The 15,522-nt window shown below is 67.3% G+C and carries 18 protein-coding genes; 10 read left to right on the top strand and 8 right to left on the bottom strand.

Translation table 11 applies throughout. The annotated features are described in order from the left end of the window. Positions 1-73 precede the first annotated feature (73 nt). The gene (locus NBT82_RS05445; RefSeq protein ID WP_251330552.1) at positions 74-1,069 is read left to right on the top strand and encodes a DUF5787 family protein; all 996 of its coding nucleotides are present in this window, start codon (positions 74-76) and stop codon (positions 1,067-1,069) included. A 13-nt stretch (positions 1,070-1,082) separates the two neighbouring features. On the opposite strand, the gene NBT82_RS05440 is transcribed toward NBT82_RS05445, so the two are convergent. Both NBT82_RS05440 and NBT82_RS05435 read right to left on the bottom strand, forming a co-directional pair. Then, positions 1,083-1,574: a DUF5797 family protein gene (locus tag NBT82_RS05440; RefSeq protein WP_251330551.1), complete on the bottom strand. Its 492-nt coding sequence runs from the start codon at positions 1,572-1,574 to the stop codon at positions 1,083-1,085. A gap of 117 nt (positions 1,575-1,691) precedes the next feature. After that, positions 1,692-2,693 carry a phosphate uptake regulator PhoU gene (locus NBT82_RS05435; RefSeq protein ID WP_251330550.1) on the bottom strand — a complete coding sequence of 334 codons (1,002 nt, stop codon included), beginning with the start codon at positions 2,691-2,693 and terminating at the stop codon, positions 1,692-1,694. Between the two features lie 321 nt (positions 2,694-3,014). Here NBT82_RS05435 and NBT82_RS05430 point away from each other — a divergent pair, with 321 nt between their 5' ends. The 5 genes from NBT82_RS05430 to phoU all read left to right on the top strand — a co-directional run bounded on the left by NBT82_RS05430 (position 3,015) and on the right by phoU (position 8,279). After that, complete coding sequence (locus NBT82_RS05430; RefSeq protein WP_251330549.1) at positions 3,015-4,019, top strand: PstS family phosphate ABC transporter substrate-binding protein; 1,005 nt, start codon at positions 3,015-3,017, stop codon at positions 4,017-4,019. Positions 4,020-4,074: 55 nt separating this feature from the next. Continuing rightward, positions 4,075-5,034 (top strand): phosphate ABC transporter permease subunit PstC, encoded by a 960-nt coding sequence (pstC, locus tag NBT82_RS05425; protein WP_251330548.1) that lies wholly within the window; start codon positions 4,075-4,077, stop codon positions 5,032-5,034. A 1-nt stretch (position 5,035) separates the two neighbouring features. Next, entirely contained in the window at positions 5,036-6,634 is a 1,599-nt protein-coding gene (pstA, locus tag NBT82_RS05420) for a phosphate ABC transporter permease PstA (protein WP_251330547.1), read from the top strand. 2 nt (positions 6,635-6,636) lie between these two features. Then, on the top strand, positions 6,637-7,509 hold the full coding sequence (gene pstB, locus NBT82_RS05415) for a phosphate ABC transporter ATP-binding protein PstB (RefSeq protein ID WP_251330546.1): 873 nt from the start codon (positions 6,637-6,639) through the stop codon (positions 7,507-7,509). 95 nt (positions 7,510-7,604) lie between these two features. After that, complete coding sequence (phoU, locus tag NBT82_RS05410) at positions 7,605-8,279, top strand: phosphate signaling complex protein PhoU (RefSeq protein WP_251330545.1); 675 nt, start codon at positions 7,605-7,607, stop codon at positions 8,277-8,279. Here phoU and NBT82_RS05405 read toward each other — a convergent pair. Beyond that, entirely contained in the window at positions 8,243-8,950 is a 708-nt protein-coding gene (locus NBT82_RS05405) for a helix-turn-helix domain-containing protein (RefSeq protein ID WP_251330544.1), read from the bottom strand. The genes phoU and NBT82_RS05405 overlap by 37 nt on opposite strands. Before the next feature lie 84 nt (positions 8,951-9,034). On the opposite strand from NBT82_RS05405, the gene NBT82_RS05400 reads away from it, so the two are divergent. From NBT82_RS05400 to NBT82_RS05385, 4 genes are all read left to right on the top strand, one after another. After that, the gene (locus NBT82_RS05400) at positions 9,035-9,625 is read left to right on the top strand and encodes a methyltransferase family protein (protein WP_251330543.1); all 591 of its coding nucleotides are present in this window, start codon (positions 9,035-9,037) and stop codon (positions 9,623-9,625) included. A 133-nt stretch (positions 9,626-9,758) separates the two neighbouring features. After that, positions 9,759-11,411 (top strand): NADH-quinone oxidoreductase subunit D, encoded by a 1,653-nt coding sequence (locus NBT82_RS05395; RefSeq protein ID WP_251330542.1) that lies wholly within the window; start codon positions 9,759-9,761, stop codon positions 11,409-11,411. A gap of 64 nt (positions 11,412-11,475) precedes the next feature. Further along, a complete protein-coding gene (locus NBT82_RS05390; RefSeq protein WP_251330541.1) occupies positions 11,476-11,850 on the top strand; it encodes a nuclear transport factor 2 family protein in 375 nt (124 codons plus the stop codon). Beyond that, a complete protein-coding gene (locus NBT82_RS05385; RefSeq protein WP_251330540.1) occupies positions 11,850-12,080 on the top strand; it encodes a hypothetical protein in 231 nt (76 codons plus the stop codon). The genes NBT82_RS05390 and NBT82_RS05385 overlap by 1 nt, the downstream gene beginning before the upstream one ends. Before the next feature lie 2 nt (positions 12,081-12,082). Here the strand turns inward: NBT82_RS05385 and NBT82_RS05380 are convergent, their stop codons facing one another. The 5 genes from NBT82_RS05380 to NBT82_RS05360 form a co-directional block, all read right to left on the bottom strand. Then, the gene (locus tag NBT82_RS05380; protein WP_251330539.1) at positions 12,083-13,063 is read right to left on the bottom strand and encodes a zinc-dependent metalloprotease; all 981 of its coding nucleotides are present in this window, start codon (positions 13,061-13,063) and stop codon (positions 12,083-12,085) included. A gap of 105 nt (positions 13,064-13,168) precedes the next feature. Further along, positions 13,169-13,945: a 30S ribosomal protein S2 gene (gene rpsB, locus NBT82_RS05375; RefSeq protein WP_251330538.1), complete on the bottom strand. Its 777-nt coding sequence runs from the start codon at positions 13,943-13,945 to the stop codon at positions 13,169-13,171. Beyond that, entirely contained in the window at positions 13,942-15,147 is a 1,206-nt protein-coding gene (eno, locus tag NBT82_RS05370) for a phosphopyruvate hydratase (RefSeq protein ID WP_251330537.1), read from the bottom strand. Before eno ends, rpsB begins: the two co-directional genes overlap by 4 nt. Beyond that, a complete protein-coding gene (locus tag NBT82_RS05365) occupies positions 15,144-15,323 on the bottom strand; it encodes a DNA-directed RNA polymerase subunit K (protein ID WP_049936586.1) in 180 nt (59 codons plus the stop codon). Before NBT82_RS05365 ends, eno begins: the two co-directional genes overlap by 4 nt. After that, positions 15,320-15,511: a DNA-directed RNA polymerase subunit N gene (locus tag NBT82_RS05360; protein ID WP_251330536.1), complete on the bottom strand. Its 192-nt coding sequence runs from the start codon at positions 15,509-15,511 to the stop codon at positions 15,320-15,322. Before NBT82_RS05360 ends, NBT82_RS05365 begins: the two co-directional genes overlap by 4 nt. Between the last annotated feature and the right edge of the window lie 11 nt (positions 15,512-15,522).

Raw genomic sequence — 15,522 nt, 5'->3', positions numbered from 1 at the left:
CGTCACCGACCTCGCCGTCCGTAGTCACGGCGCCACCGACACGCCTTAGCCGCCCGGCCACCCAGCAACGTCCGTGAGCGGGTACCCCGGCGACGCGGAGTTCGGCTTCGAACTCGTCACCTGCCGGTGGGCCGAACGCGCGTGGCCGCTCGACCGCGAGACCGACGCCGTGCCGGTCGTCGCCCGGCAACTCGGCACCCGGAACCGCCGCTGGGACACCGTCGTCGTCGAGGCCGATCCGAACGGACTCGCCGCCCGGGCCGCGTTCGGTGGGGACGCCCTCGACTCCGATCTGTTACACGTGGTTCGCAACGCCCCGGCCGAGTGGGCGTGGTACCGGGACGCGCTCCCCGACCCCGGCTACCCCTGGCGGTACGTCCGTGCCGACGTCCACCGTGCCGAGGACCGCGGCGTCGTCGAGACCCGGCGATCCGGCAACCGGATCGAGATCCGCCGAATCGCCCCCTATCCCGACTGGATGCGACGGATCGTCGCCGTCGAGAACAAGCCCGACCTCTCGGCGAGTGCGGCGCGCGCGCTCGGCGAGCAACTCGCCCACGACGTGGAGACGGCCCTCGCCGACGAGGTGTGGGTCGCCACCGCCGCCACGGACGAGACGGTCGAACCCGCTCTGCTGGAAGACCTGCCCGTGGAGGCCGGCGTGTTGACACTCGACTTCGAGGAGTCGACACCCGCGGCACAGGTCGCGTGGCATCCCGCCCCGCTCGACCCGGACGTGGAGACGTCGCTTTCCCCGGCGGAGAAAGCGACGAAGCGACTCGAACTCGCCGAGCGCGCCTACGGGTCGGGCTGGCGGTCCTACGTCGAGACGATGCGCCCCGACTGCCGGTGGTTCGAACTCCGGCGGGAGGCGGGAGCCTTCGTCCCCTGGTGTGGGGCCAAGGAGTGCCACCAGACGGCCGCCGAGTGTGCGGGGTCGTGTGCCGACTTCCAACCGGAGCCGCCGGCGTGGCGCACCCGCGGCTGGCCCATCGAAGGCGGGCCGGGAAAGGCGATCCAGCGGTTACTGGCGCGTCGCCGGCGCCGCCGTCGCGACGTCGACCCGTGACCCCACCACCACCTCAGACGACTTCCACGTCGACGCTCTCGCGCTCGACCGCGAGTTTGAACGTCGGCACCGTTCGGTAGACCACCTCGACGACGCCCTTGCGCCGGAGGCTCTGGAGCGCCTCGCGCACTGCGTCGACCTCCGGGTCGGCGTCGAACGCCTCGCGGACCTTCTGGAGGACGCTCACGACGCTCTCCGAGCGGTCCGTCGGCCCCGCGACGACCTCGAACACCCGGGCTTCGAGTTCCGGGACGCGGATGACGTTCGGTCCGTCCTCGTCGCCCTCCATCCCGGGGTCCGCGCCGGTGAGTTCGGCCGCCTCCGGGGTCGCACAGATGTAGCTGTCGTCGTTGCGATAGTAGTAGTCGCTCAGATGGTTCTCCAGATAGCCGTGGACCTCGCTGCCGCTGTCGAGCCCCCAGCGCTCCTGTAGTTCCTTGTTCTTCGTCGGCTGGAGGCGGACGATATCCGCCAGTCGCTCGCGTTCCTCGGGGGACAGCGTCATCGGCAGGCGGTTCGGGAGTCTCCCATATCGGTGTTCCGTTCGACTACGCCGGGACGCCGGCCACGTGATGCCGCGGGCGACCGCCCGTCAGGCGACGGTCTGGAACGGTAACGTCGATCAGGGCGTCGGGGCCGCCTTCTGGAGCGCCGTCTCCGCGATGTTGCCACCGTAGTCGGCGCTGCGGGAGAGCGAGTCGACCACGAGACCCAGCAACTGTGCACGGGTCGGATCGAGATCACGCAGGAGTTCGTCGATGGAGCGGGCGTGGCTGTCGATGTCCTGGACCGACTCCCGGGCTTCGTTCGCCCGATGGGTCGCCTCCTCGCTGCCGTCGATGAAGAGCGCGTCCATCGCCACGTCCGTCACGGCCGCGGCGTCGTCGTGCAGTTCTGACAGGGCCTCGGCGACGTCCTCGGGGATCTCCTCGTCGAAGTTGAGCGAGAGGTGGGCGATCTTCGTCGCGTGGTCGGCGATGCGTTCGAGCTGTCGGGCCGCCGACTGGTAGTCGAAGCACACCTCGCGGGTGACGCCGAGTTCCTCCGCGGCGCGGGGGCTCCGGAGCGTCGCCCGGAAGATCCGCGAGACGACCATCCAGAGGCGGTCGACGTCGTCGTCACGCTGGATGACGTCCCGCGCCAAGTCCGCGTCCAGATCGACCAGTGCCGTCACCGCGTCTTCGAGCATCGAGAGAGCGATCAGCCGCATCCGGGTGACCGCGTTGTTGATCGACAGTTCCGAGGAGTCGAGCAGGTCGCGGATGACCACCCGGTCCCGCGTCTCCTCGAGGACCTCCAGCCCCACGAGGCTCTGGGTTGCCGTCCTGATGGTCCGTCGCTGCTCGGTCGTGATCCGCGCACTCTCCAGGGCGATGATGTCGAAGCCGCTGACGTACATCGTCATCACCGCACGGATGAGTTCCTCCCCGACCAGATCGCCCACGTCGAGGGTCCCCTCCGTGCGGTCCTCGTCGGTCCGAGGCGTCATGAACAGCGAGTCGCCCTCGGGGTAGAACGCCACCTCGCTCCCCGCGGAGACGCCGTTGTCGGTCGCCCAGTCTTTCGGAATCGACACCGTGTACGTCGATCCGCCCGTCACCTGCACCTTGCGGGTCTCGACCATACACGGAGAGAACGGACTCGGCGAAATAAAACCATCCATATCTATATACTCTTGTCAATCCCGGTCCGTCTGTCACGAAACCCACGGCGTGACCGACCCACCTATCGCGAGCTATCGAGACACAATCATTTCGGTAACGTCGATTTGTCGGGGTCTGGTCGCCCAGTATTTTCGATATTCGAGTTCCGTGTTCGGTCGACAGTCGAAACGTGTGCCTGACCGTCGCCCCTCGGCGGCGACCCCTCGTCATCGGTTCCCGTATGTATATCTATATAGTTATCATAGAAGGGTACTTACGTCACAGTCGACCACTTTCGGGCGATGACCGACGAACCCGCGGGTAGCTCCGTATCACGGCGCAAGTTCCTCACGGCGACCGGATCGATCGGAGCAGTCGGCCTCGCCGGCTGTACGCAGAGTGGGAGCGGCGGAGACGGGAACGGGGGCGACGGCGACCTCTCCGGAACCATCGACATCGCGGGCAGTTCGACGGTGTTCCCGCTGGCGACGGCGATGGCCGAGCGGTTCCAGTCTCAGCACTCGGAGGTCGACATCAATCTCCAGTCTACCGGCTCCGGCGGCGGGTTCGCGAATCACTTCTGCCCCGGCCGAACCGACTTCAACAACGCCTCGCGTCCGATCCAGCCCGAGGAGGAGGAAGCGTGCTCGTCGAACGACGTGACACCGGTCGAACTCACCGTCGCCACGGACGCCCTGACGGTCGTGGTCAACAACGACAACGACTGGGTGGACTGCCTGACGGTCGACCAACTGCGGGAAATCTGGTCGGCCGAGTCGCCGCCGGCGACGTGGAGCGACGTGAACGACGACTGGCCCGACCGGGAACTGGAACTCTACGGTCCGACCGACGCCTCCGGGACCTACGACTACTTCATCGAGGCCATCCTCGGCGAGGAGGGAGCGGGCCACCGCCAGGATTACTCCGCGACCGAGCAGGATCGAACGATCATCCAGGGCGTCGAGGGTTCGGAGGGCGCCATCGGCTACCTCGGGTTCGCGTACTACTCACAGAACCAGGACCGGGTGAGGGCACTCGGCATCGACGACGGCGACGGCTGTGTCGATCCGTCGCTCGAAACCGCCCGCTCCGGTGAGTACACCCCCCTCTCCCGACCGCTGTTCACCTACGCCAAACAGGCGTCGCTCGCCGAGGACCACGTCGCCGAGTTCGCCCGCTTCTGGCTCGAGAACTCGACGAGCCAGGAGATCGTCGCCGAGGAAGTCGGCTACGTCCCGCTGAACGACGAGGACCAGAGCGAGGCGATGGACCGCCTCGAAACGGCCATCGAGAACGCGCAGGGCTGAGAGGCGACCGAACGAAGGGTTTTTTCAGTCGAACGCGAAACCGACCACACAGTAGATGAGCACGGACGACCTGGCACGGGATCTCACCCGCCGAACGGAGAACGCGCCACAGGAACTACTGACACGCTCGTTTTTCTTCCTGTGTGCGGTGCTGTCCATCGTCACCACGATCAGCATCATCGTCCTGTTGACCACCGAGGCGGCGAAGTTCTTCAGCGTGACCGCGCCGCTGATGGGCGTCGAGGGACCTACCGCGTCGGTCGTCGACTTCCTCACCGGGACGGAGTGGATCATCAACAACGAGCAGTTCGGCGTCCTGCCGCTGGTGTCGGCCACGCTCGCCATCACCATCGGCTCGGCCGTCGTCTCCTTGCCACTCGGCGTCGCCACCGCCATCTATCTCAGCGAGTACGCGAGCCCGCGTGCGCGGTCACTCCTCAAGCCCGCCCTCGAGGTACTCGCCGGCGTCCCGACGGTCGTCTACGGCTTCTTTGCCGTCGTCTACATCACTCCCGCACTCAAGACGATCATCCCCGGACTCGGCACGTTCAACATGCTCTCTGCGAGCATCGTCGTCGGCATCATGATCATCCCGATGGTGGCCTCGATCAGCGAGGACGCGATGTCGGCCGTCCCGGACTCGCTCCGACAGGCCGGCTACGGCATGGGTGCGACGAAGTTCGACGTCTCGGTCGGCATCGTCGTCCCCGCCTCCCTCTCCGGAATCTTCTCCTCGTTCATCCTCGCACTCTCGCGGGCCATCGGCGAGACGATGGCCGTCACGGTCGCCGCCGGGTCGCAGGCGAACCTCCTCAACCCGCTGAACCCGGCCGCGTATCTGGAGGGTGCGCTGCCGATGACCGCCGCGATGGTGAACCTGCTCACCGGCGACATCACCGGCGGCGGTATCGCCTATCGGAGCCTCTTTGCCATCGGCCTCACGCTGTTCGTCATCACCCTCGCAATGAACGTCATCAGCGACCTCGTCGCCCAGCACTACCGGGAGGAGTACTGAGATGGCGACCGAAGAGAGAACCATCGACGGCTTCGGCCACGTCAGCCGAACGGTGGACACCGCCTTCAGATATCTCCTGCTTGCGGCGACGCTGTTCGGCATCGTCGCGCTGGCAATCCTCCTGATCTACGTCGCGAACGACGCGATCCGACCGCTGACCGCGGATCCGGGGTGGCATCTCACCTTCCTCCTGACGCTCGTGCTTCCGACGCTCGTCGCCAGCGGCTACCTGCTTCGAACGGACCCGGCGTCGCTGCGGTTCGGAGCTACCGTCGTCGGCACTCTCGCCGTCAGCACCATGTTCGCCGGCGGTGCGGCGATGATCTTCGTCGACATCGTCTCCCCGATCACCTGGTTCGCCTACGTACTCGCGCTCTGTCTCGCGCTGGCGGGTGTCGTGGCCATCGAACGCTTCGATCGCCGACTCCCCTTCACCGCTCGCTTCGTCGGCGCCGGAGCGGTCATCCTCCTCGCACTGTTCGTCATCCCCGGACTCGTCCAGTCGTTGCCCGTCTATCCGACCGACGACCTCCTGTTGACCGTCTCGCTCGGCGCCCCCGTCGCGCTCCTCGTCGGCCGCTACGTCTCCGTCGACGACGGTCGTCGACGGCGGCTACTGGCGGTCGCCGGTGCGCTCGTCGCTGTCGGCCTCGGCGGCGTCGTCGGTCCCCTCGTCGGCGTAACGTCGGTCCCCGCGACGGTACTGCTCGCCGTCGCCGTCGTCCCCACGGGCGGTTACGCCATCGGGCACGTCCGCCGCAACCCGGGCCGCCGACCCGGGCTGGGCTTCGCTGCGGTCATCCTCGGTGGCGCCGTCGTCGGCGCGGTCCTCGCCGAGGTGCTCGGCTTCGCCGGGCCACAGTCCTGGGTCGACTGGGGATTCCTCACCAGCGCGCACAGCGGAACCGCATCGGACGCCGGCCTCTACCCGGCCATCGGCGGTTCCATCCTCCTGATGGTGACCGTCGCCGCGCTTTCCTTTCCCCTCGGGGTCGGTGCCGCGGTGTATCTGGAGGAGTACGCCCCCGACAACCGCCTCACCCGCTTCATCGATGTCAACATCTCGAACCTCGCGGGCGTCCCCTCCGTCGTGTACGGGCTGCTCGGCCTCGGCGTGTTCGTCGCGTATCTCGGCCAGCCGACCGGGACCGTCCTCATCGGCGGTGCGACGCTCGCCTTGCTCATCCTCCCCATCGTCATCATCTCCTCGCGGGAGGCGCTCCGGAGCGTCCCGGACGAGATGCGTCAGGCGTCCTACGGAATGGGTGCGACGCGGTGGCAGACGATCAAGAACGTCGTCCTGCCGCGGGCGTTCCCGGGCATCCTGACGGGGACCATCCTCGCGCTCGGCCGCGCAATCGGCGAGACGGCGCCGCTCATCATGATCGGCGCGCCGAACGTCCTCTTCTCGCTGCCGACCGCGCTCTCCTCGAAGGTGAGCGCGATGCCCCTGCAGGTGTACGCCTGGGCGAGTCTCTTCGCCAGCGAACCCTTCTACCAGGCGGCCGTTCCCGCGGGCGTCGTCGTCTTGCTCGTCGTCCTGTTGAGCATGAACTCCATCGCGATCGTACTGCGGAACAAATACGAGGCTGATCAGTAACCATGACCGACGACCGACAACAGGAGTACGCCGAGGAATCGACCGACGACCCGACGACCGACGACATGCTCGTCCAGACCGACGTCAGCGAGAGCGTCTCGCCGTCGGAACCGACGATGCGGGAAAACACCGTCGTCCGCGCGGAGAACGTCGACGTCTGGTACAACGACGACCAGGCGTTACAGGACATCAGTCTGGAGATCCCGGAGAACCAGGTGACCGCCATGATCGGTCCCTCGGGCTGTGGCAAGTCCACGTTCCTCCGGTGTATCAACCGGATGAACGACCTGATCGACGCCGCCCGTGTGGAGGGAGACCTCTTCCTCCGCGGCAAGAACGTCTACGACGACGACGTCGACCCCGTGGCGCTCCGGCGGCGCGTGGGGATGGTGTTCCAGTCGCCCAACCCCTTCCCCAAGAGCATCTACGACAACGTCGCCTACGGGCTGAAGATCCAGAACACGGAGGGCGACTACGACGAGATCGTCGAGGAGTCCCTGAAACGGGCGGCGCTGTGGGACGAGGTCAAAGACCAACTCGACACCTCCGGACTCGACCTCTCGGGCGGCCAACAGCAACGCCTCTGTATCGCCCGGGCCATCGCCCCCGACCCCGAGGTGATCCTGATGGACGAACCCGCCTCGGCGCTCGACCCGGTCGCCACCTCCAAGATCGAAGATCTCATCTCCGAACTCGCCGAGGAGTACACGGTCGTCATCGTCACCCACAACATGCAACAGGCGGCCCGCATCTCGAACAAGACGGCCGTCTTCCTCACCGGCGGCGAACTCGTCGAGTTCGACGACACCGAGAAGATCTTCGAGAACCCCGAGAGCCAACGCGTCGAGGACTACATCACCGGCAAGTTCGGGTGACGACTATAGATATCTCTCCCGAGCCCTATAGATCACTCCATAGAGATCCGTAGACCGGGGATAACGCTTAGGGGAGTCGAGGCGAGTGTAGTGGTATGGCGCGAACGGACTACCAGTCGTCGCTGGAGGAACTCCGCGACGACGTTCTCTACATGAGCGAAGTGGTCGCGGAGCGACTGCGGGCGGGACTCGACGCCCTCGAACGGAAAGACGAGCGACTCGCCCGCGAGGTGATCGACGGCGACGACGAGATCAACGACATGTATCTCGACCTGGAGGGAACTTGCGTGGATCTGATCGCCCTCCAGCAACCGGTCGCGAGCGACCTGCGCTTCATCGCCGCCTCGTTCAAGATCATCACGGATCTGGAACGCATCGGCGACCTCGCGGTGAACCTCGGGGGCTACACGCTCGATGCCGAACGAGACCTCTTCCCGGACGTGGATATGCAGCGTATCGGCCGCGAGACCCTGGAGATGCTCGACCAAGCGATGAGCGCGTACGCGGACGACGACACCGACCTGTGTTACGCGGTCGCGGACCGCGACGAGGAGGTGGACGCGATGTGCGAGGCGGCGAGCGAACTCGTCGTCCGCGACCTGATCGAGAGCGACTACCTCGCCGAGGACGACGACATCGAGTCGCTCATGCAGGACGTCTCCCGACTGCTGCTGACGATCCGCGACCTAGAGCGGGTGGGCGATCACGCCGTCAACGTCGCTGCACGCACGCTCTACATGGTCGAGAACGACGACGAACTGCTGTACTGATTCTCTCCGTCACCACCGGGGGTGACGACCGACCGCATCACCGACGCCTCGGCCTTCCGGAGATGTTCCGCCGCCGTACCGGGGGCGACATCGAGGCTGGCTGCCACGTCCGTCACCGATCCCTCGCGTGGCGACTCGTAGTAGCCACACGCCACGGCGGCGGCGACGGCCTCGCGCTGTCGGTCGGTGAGCCGGGGTGCCGGCGCACTCGCGCGGTGTCGGTAGGGGCCGACCGAGCGCACGGTCGCTCGCAACCCGGACGGTAACCCCTCGACGGCGGCCTCCAGATCGACGGCCGTCCCCACGAGCGCCAGGTCGGTCGTTCCGTCGGGGTTGAACCGGATCGGCGGGACGACTACGAGCGTCCCCCGGGCGAAGGCGTCGATATATCCCTCGTCCGACTCGGTCGCCCGGTCGCGGACACAGCAGTAGAAGACGCCGTTTTCGGCGGACGAGAGGCTGTAGGACACCGTCACGTCCCGCGCGTCGAGTTTCGCACGGAACGGCGCCGGATCCCCTCGGACCCGGAAGACGAACGTGTTCGTTCCGTCGAGGACGGTGTTCCAGTGCAGGAGGTCGGCCCGGTGGATTCGTTCGTGTGCCATCTCGAAGGCGTGCATCGGGTGGAGCGTTCCCGAGTCGTGGTGGATGCGGAGTCGGGCGTGTTTCATCGTCCGTATCACGGGTCCATATAAGAAAAAGCCTCGTCAGTGAGGCAATGATGCCTCCTGTCGTCCGGACGTAGGGACGGTCGCATGACACCGACACGACTCGCGTTCGGGGCCGGCGTGCTGTCGGCCATCGGCGTGTACGTGCTGATCGTCGGAACGTTGCTGACGGATCACGAGTGGTGGCCGCCGGGGGATCGAACGCCCGCGTACTACTGTCACTGGACGCTCGTTGGCGTCTTCGACGTCGCGCTCTTGGTCACCGCCACCCTCGACTGGGGTGTGTGGGGACTGCCCCGCCCCGTGGCGTTCGCCGGCGGCGTCCTCGCGCTCCTCGGTACCGCCGTCTTCGTCTGGGGTGCCCGGACCATGCGCTCGGCCGAAACGATGGGCGTGACCGGCGCCCTCTACACAGACGGGCCCTACGCCTACACCCGCAACCCGCAGTACGCGGGGATGATCGTCGGCGTGAGCGGCTTCGCGCTGGCGGTCGACTCGGCGGCCGTGGCAGTTCTCGCCGCCGCCCACGTCGGCTGGGTACTCCTCCTCCCCCGCGCCGAGGAGCCACACCTGCGCGCCGAGTTCGGCGAGGAGTACGAGCGGTACGCGGCACGGGTCCCCCGGTTCGTCGGCCTCCGGACGCTCTCCGACGTCGAGGACGACCAACTGCCGCACTGACTGCCCGCGCCGAACGGATCGCCCCGTCGCGGTCGACTTCCGGCCTGCGTGCCCTCACGACGGCAGGTCGAACGCCCCGCCACCCCCGGCGGCCACCGAACGCCGGTCAGGCCGTCGCTCCACGATCACACACATGACGGTACGAAACCCGAACCCACGACCCGAATCGACCACGACCGACGAGTCGCTCGCCGACCTGCTCTCCCCGTACGCGGTCGGCCGTGACGACCACCTGAACGCGCCCGCGTTCGTCATCCGTCCCGACGAGGTGCATGCGGCATTGTCCACGCTACGCGACGAGGCGGGCTTCGATCACTGCTCTTGTGTCACGGCACAGGAGTACGAAGACCGCTACGAATCCATCTACCACCTGAAAAAGTACGACGACCCCACCGACGAGGTGAGCGTGGTGGTGCCGACGCCGACCGACGACCCCGTCAGCGAGTCGGCCGACCCCGTCTACCGCACCGCCGACTGGCACGAACGCGAGGCCTACGACTTGGTCGGCATCGAGTACGACGACCACCCCGATCTCCGTCGCATCCTCCTCCCCGAAACCTGGCAGGGTCATCCTCTCGGCCGGGACTACGACCAAGACCGCCCCCAGATCGTCCCCCTCCGCGAACACGCCAACCCGATCGGCGAGGACGACCGGCACGGGGAGACGATGTTTCTCAACGTCGGTCCCCACCATCCCGCCACCCACGGTGTCCTCCACCTCGAAGTCGTCCTCGACGGCGAGCAGGTCGTCGACGTCGACCCCGACATCGGCTATATCCACCGGTGTGAGGAGCAGATGGCCCAGAGCGGAACGTATCGCTACCAGATCATGCCCTACCCCGACCGCTGGGACTGGGGCGGGGGCGGCCTACTGAACGAGTGGGCGTACGCCCGGGTCGCGGAGGACCTCGCGGACATCGCGGTGCCCGAGTACGCACAGGTCATCCGGACCATGGGCGCCGAACTCTCGCGCATCCTCTCGCACCTGCTCGCGGTCGGGACGTACGCCCTCGACGTGGTCGGTGACTTCACCGCGACGTTCATGTACGCCATCACCGACCGTGAGACGGTCCAGAACGTCCTCGAGGAACTCACGGGCCAGCGACTCATGTTCAACTACTTCCGCCTTGGCGGGGTCGTCTGGGACCTGCCCGAACCCCGCGGGGAGTTCTTCGGGACGGTTCGGGAGTTCCTCGACAACCTGCCCCGGCGTCTGGAGGAGTATCACGACCTCCTCACGGCCAACGAGATCCTGCAGGCCCGAACCGTCGACACGGGCGTTCTGCCCCCCGAAGTGGCGAAGTCGTACGGCTGTACCGGCCCGGTCGCTCGCGGGTCCGGGATCGACTACGACCTGCGCCGTGACGACCCGTACGGCTACTACGACGAACTCGACTGGAACGTGGCCGTCGAGGACGGCTGTGACAACTACTCGCGTCTGCTCGTCCGTCTCCGAGAGATCGAGGAGTCCGCGAAGATCATCGAACAGTGCGTCGACCTGCTGGAGGACTGGCCCGAAGACGAGCGGACCATCCAGTCGAACGTCCCCCGGACCGTCCGCCCGGACGACGACACCGAAATCTACCGTGCCGTCGAGGCCGCAAAGGGTGAACTCGGCATCTACGTGCGCGCCGACGGCACCGAGAAACCCGCCCGCTTCAAGATCCGCGGGCCGTCGTTTTCCAACCTGCAGGCACTGCCGGAGATAGCCAACGGCGAGTACGTGCCGGACCTGATCGCGTCCCTCGGCAGCCTCGATACGATCATGGGCGAGGTCGACCGGTGACGTGAGCGGTCCCACCGCCCGCGGGTCTGAAAGAGTTAACAGGTGGCGGAGCGAGGCTCCGCGCATGGACGCGACCGGGACCATCCAGGAGTACTACGAGGCGCTTCGCCGCGGGGAACCCCTCTACCCCTACTTCGCGGAGCGTCCGGACGTGGTGAAGTTCGGAATCGGCGAACGACTCGTCGGCTACGACGCCGTCGCCGAGGGCCTGCGCGAGCAGACCCGAACGACCGAGGACTGGACCGTCGAAAGCCGGGACCTGCGTGTCACCGAGCGCGACGGGTTCGCGTACTTCTCCGACGCGGTCTTCATGTCGTGGACGGATCGGGAGGCCGACCACGAATTCGCCCCCGAAACCCGGTGGAGCGGGACGCTCGAACGCCTCGGCGACGAGTGGCTGTTCGTCGGTATGCACGTCAGCACGCCGTACGTCGAGTGATGGTCGGACCCAGCATCACGGACGACGAACGGCAGGTCGCATCACGCCGCCTCAAACTCGGCTTCGTTTCGCTCGTCGGCGTCTCGGGAGGGTTGACAGCCCTCGCCGCCGACGCCACGCCGATACAGAGCCTCCTCGCCGTCACCGTCGGCCTCCTGGTTGGGTGGGCGCTCCTCCGCTATCTCGCGTCGGTCGGGAACGAGTGGAAGGCCTCGCGGCGGCGGCGGTAGGCTCACCCGTCGGGAGCGACCCGTTCCAGCCACTGCTCGGGGGCGTCGAGTTCCGCATCCGTCGGCAGGTGTTCCGGCCGCTCCCACACCGCACTCGCGCCCTCCAGGCCGCGTTCGTCGGCGACGGCCCGGAAAAACGCCGCCCCGCGCTCGTACTGGCGACGCTTCAGACCGAGTCCGAGCAGTCGCCGGGCCAGGCGAGCCACCGGTCCGCCCCCGCGTCGGCGAGCGTCGAGTTTCGCCCGCAGGTCCGCGTAGTCGTCGTCGAAAGCACGATCCATCAGCAACTCGGCGTATCCCTCGACGGCGGTCATGGCGGCGTCGAGTTCCCGAAACGCTTCGCGATCGAGGTCGCCGGCGACGAGCGCGTCGATCCCACGTTCCAGTCGGGTTTCGAGGTGGTCCGAGAGCCAGGGTGCGGCGCCGAACTCGGCGGCGTGGGACACCTCGTGAAAGGCGATCCAGCGCCGAAACCGAGGCACGTCGACGTCGAGTGCCGCCGCCACCGAGACGATGTTCGGATGGACGAAGTAGAGCCCGTGGTCCCGGTCGACCGGATCCGCCTCCGCGAGGAGGAGCGGATCGTACTGACCGAGGACGTTCCGACCGAGAAAGGCGAGCAGGAAGGAGAGCGTCCCGGTGTTGACGACGCGGGAGACGCCGGGAAAGCGAATCTCCGGTCCCGAGCGCTCGATGGGAGCCATCACGCGGCGAAAGGTGTCGACGTTCGCGTCGATCCAGTGGTGGCGGTTCTGGATCTCGACCGCGTCGGGCAGGTCGAACGCGACGCCCCCAAGCGAGCGGAGGCGATCACGCGCGTCGCGCACGTCCGACGCGTACCCCTCCCGCTCGGCGTCGGTGAGCGTCAGGTCACCCGGCGCCGTGCTGTCCTTCGCAGCCTCGGCGACGGCCGCCCAGTCGACGTAGCCGGTCCCTGAGACACCGGCGCCGGTGACGGTTCGAACGCTCCGAAAGAGGTCCATATCCGTGGGTATCGGTACCGACTGAAAACGTTTCCGTGCCGACGACGGCACCACCGCTCTCGGTCCGGTTGTCGCCGAACGCGTCGCAGAACGTGTCTCGACGGCCTAGATGCCCGCCTCGAAGTCGTCGAGGGCGTAGGCCGGCTCGGCGCCACGGCGGTCGAGCGTCTCGTTGGCCAGCAACCAGTAGACGACCGACAGCGCACGCCGACCCTTGTTGTTCGTCGGGATGACGAGGTCGACGTTGCTGAGCTGGTTGTTCGAGTCGCACATGGCGATGACGGGGATGCCGACCGTGATGGCCTCCTTGACCGCCTGTGAGTCGCCGATGGGGTCGGTCACCACGAGGACGTCCGGCTCGATGTAGCCGTCGTAATCGGGGTTGGTCAGCGTGCCCGGGATGAAACGGCCGGTGCGGGCGCGGGCGCCGATCGCCTCGGCGAACTTCTCGGCCGGGAAGCGACCGTACTGACGCGAGGAGGTCACGAGGACCTGCTCGGGCGAGTAGTTCGCGAGGAAGTCCGCGGCCGTCCGGATGCGGTTGTCGGTCTGGCTCACGTCGAGTACGTACAGGCCGTCGTCGCGGACGCGGTGGATGAACCGCTCCATGTCCTCGGTCTTCTGCTGGGTCCCGATGTGGACGCCCGCCCCGAGGTAGTCCTCGACCGGGATGAGAAGGTCGGCCTCGTCGTCGGGCATCACGTTCTCGTCGAACGGCGAGGCGTCGTCCTCGGCCTGCTCTGCCTCCGCGGCCTCGTCGGCCGCCTCGGCGGTCGGTTCCTCCGTCTCCTCGGCCCCGGCGTCGGCGTCGGGAGCGTCGGCGGCCTCGGTGGCCGGCGTCTCCTCCTCGGCGTCCGGGGATTCGATGTCGTTGTCTGTCATACAGCGTCCTCCGCGATGCGGATGAGTTCGTTGAGTTTGGCGGTTCGCTCGCCGCCGACCGTCCCCGTCTTGATGAACGGGGCGTCGGTCGCCACGGCGAGGTGTGCGATGGTCGTATCCTCCGTTTCGCCCGAGCGGTGGGAGACGACGGCGTCGAGGCCGTTGCGGGTGGCCAGTTCCACCGCGTCGACGGCGTCCGAGAGCGTCCCGATCTGATTGGGTTTGACGAGGATGGCGTTGCCCGCCCCCTCGTCGATCCCCCGCTGTAGGCGGTCGACGTTGGTGACGAAGAGGTCGTCGCCACACAGGACGGTCCGGTCGCCGACCCGAGCGGTCAGGTCGGCGAAAGCGCCGAAGTCGTTCTCCTCGACGGGGTCCTCGACGTACGCGAGATCGTACTCGTCGACGAGGTCGGCGATGTAGTCGACCTGTTCGTCGGGCGTCCGCTCGACGTCGCCGTAGCGATAGACCTCGTTGTCGGCGTCGTAGAGTTCGGAGGCCGCAACGTCGAGTCCGACGGCCACGTCGAAGCCGACCTCTTCGGCCACGTCGTCGGTCGCCTGGGCGACGATCTCGAACGCCTCGGCGTCGTCGACGGGTGGCGCCCACGCTCCCTCGTCGCCCTTGCCGGCCGGTACTCCCCGCTCGTCGAGCAGGGAGCCGATCCGGTCGTGGACCGCAGCGTTGGCGAAGACCGCCTCCGAGACGCTCGGGGCGCCGTACGGGACGGCGAGGAACTCCTGGATGTGGGTGGCTTCCTTGGCGTGTTCGCCGCCGCCGACGACGTTCCCCAGCGGAATCGGGAAGTCGTCGCCGCGGAAGGTGCCCCCGAGGTGCTGGTAGAGCGGCAGGCCGAGTACGTCGGCGCCGGCCTTCGCGGCCGCCATGGAGATGGCGACGGCGCTGTTGGCGCCGATCTCCGAGAAGTCGTCGGTGCCATCCGCGCCGTGGAGGGCGGCGTCCACGTCGCGCTGGTTACCCGCGTGCACCTCGCCGACGAGACGCGGGACGGCGTGTTGGCGAGCGGACGCGATGGCTTCCGCCGGCGGGAGTTCGATCGCTTCGTACTCGCCGGTCGACGCGCCACTCGGTGCGGCCGCGCGGCCGAAGCCGCCAGACTCGGTCAACACGTCGGCCTCGACCGTCGGATTCCCCCGCGAGTCGAGGATCCGGCGCAGACTCACCGAGCGAATCCGCGTCATTTGCCCTCCCGCCTGACCGTGAAGGGGAGCACCCCGGCGTCGTACTCCTCGGCCGCCACGAGGATCGGTTCGCTCTGCTCGGTCTCGACGAGGACCGGTGCCCCGTAGGACACCTGCAGGGCTCGCGCCCCCAGGATGCGTGCCTTCTCGTAGCGGTTGTAGCGTCCCTGACTCATTGGTACGGGGAGACGACGTCGACCAGGTCCTTGTGCGAGACGAACATCCGTCGACAGCAGTGCCGGCTCACGCCCAGGTCATCGAGCACGTCGGCGGGGTCCTCGCCCGCCTCGAGGCGGGTCTGGTACTCCTCCCAGTGCTCGCCGATGACCTTCCCGCACGTGAAACACCGGACTGGGATCATCATGGGTGGCTCAC

Source organism: Haloplanus sp. HW8-1, assembly GCF_023703795.1.
Classification (GTDB): domain Archaea; phylum Halobacteriota; class Halobacteria; order Halobacteriales; family Haloferacaceae; genus Haloplanus; species Haloplanus pelagicus.
The sequence above is the reverse complement of the archived record's forward strand: the minus strand, read 5'-3'. Positions and strand labels throughout refer to the sequence as shown.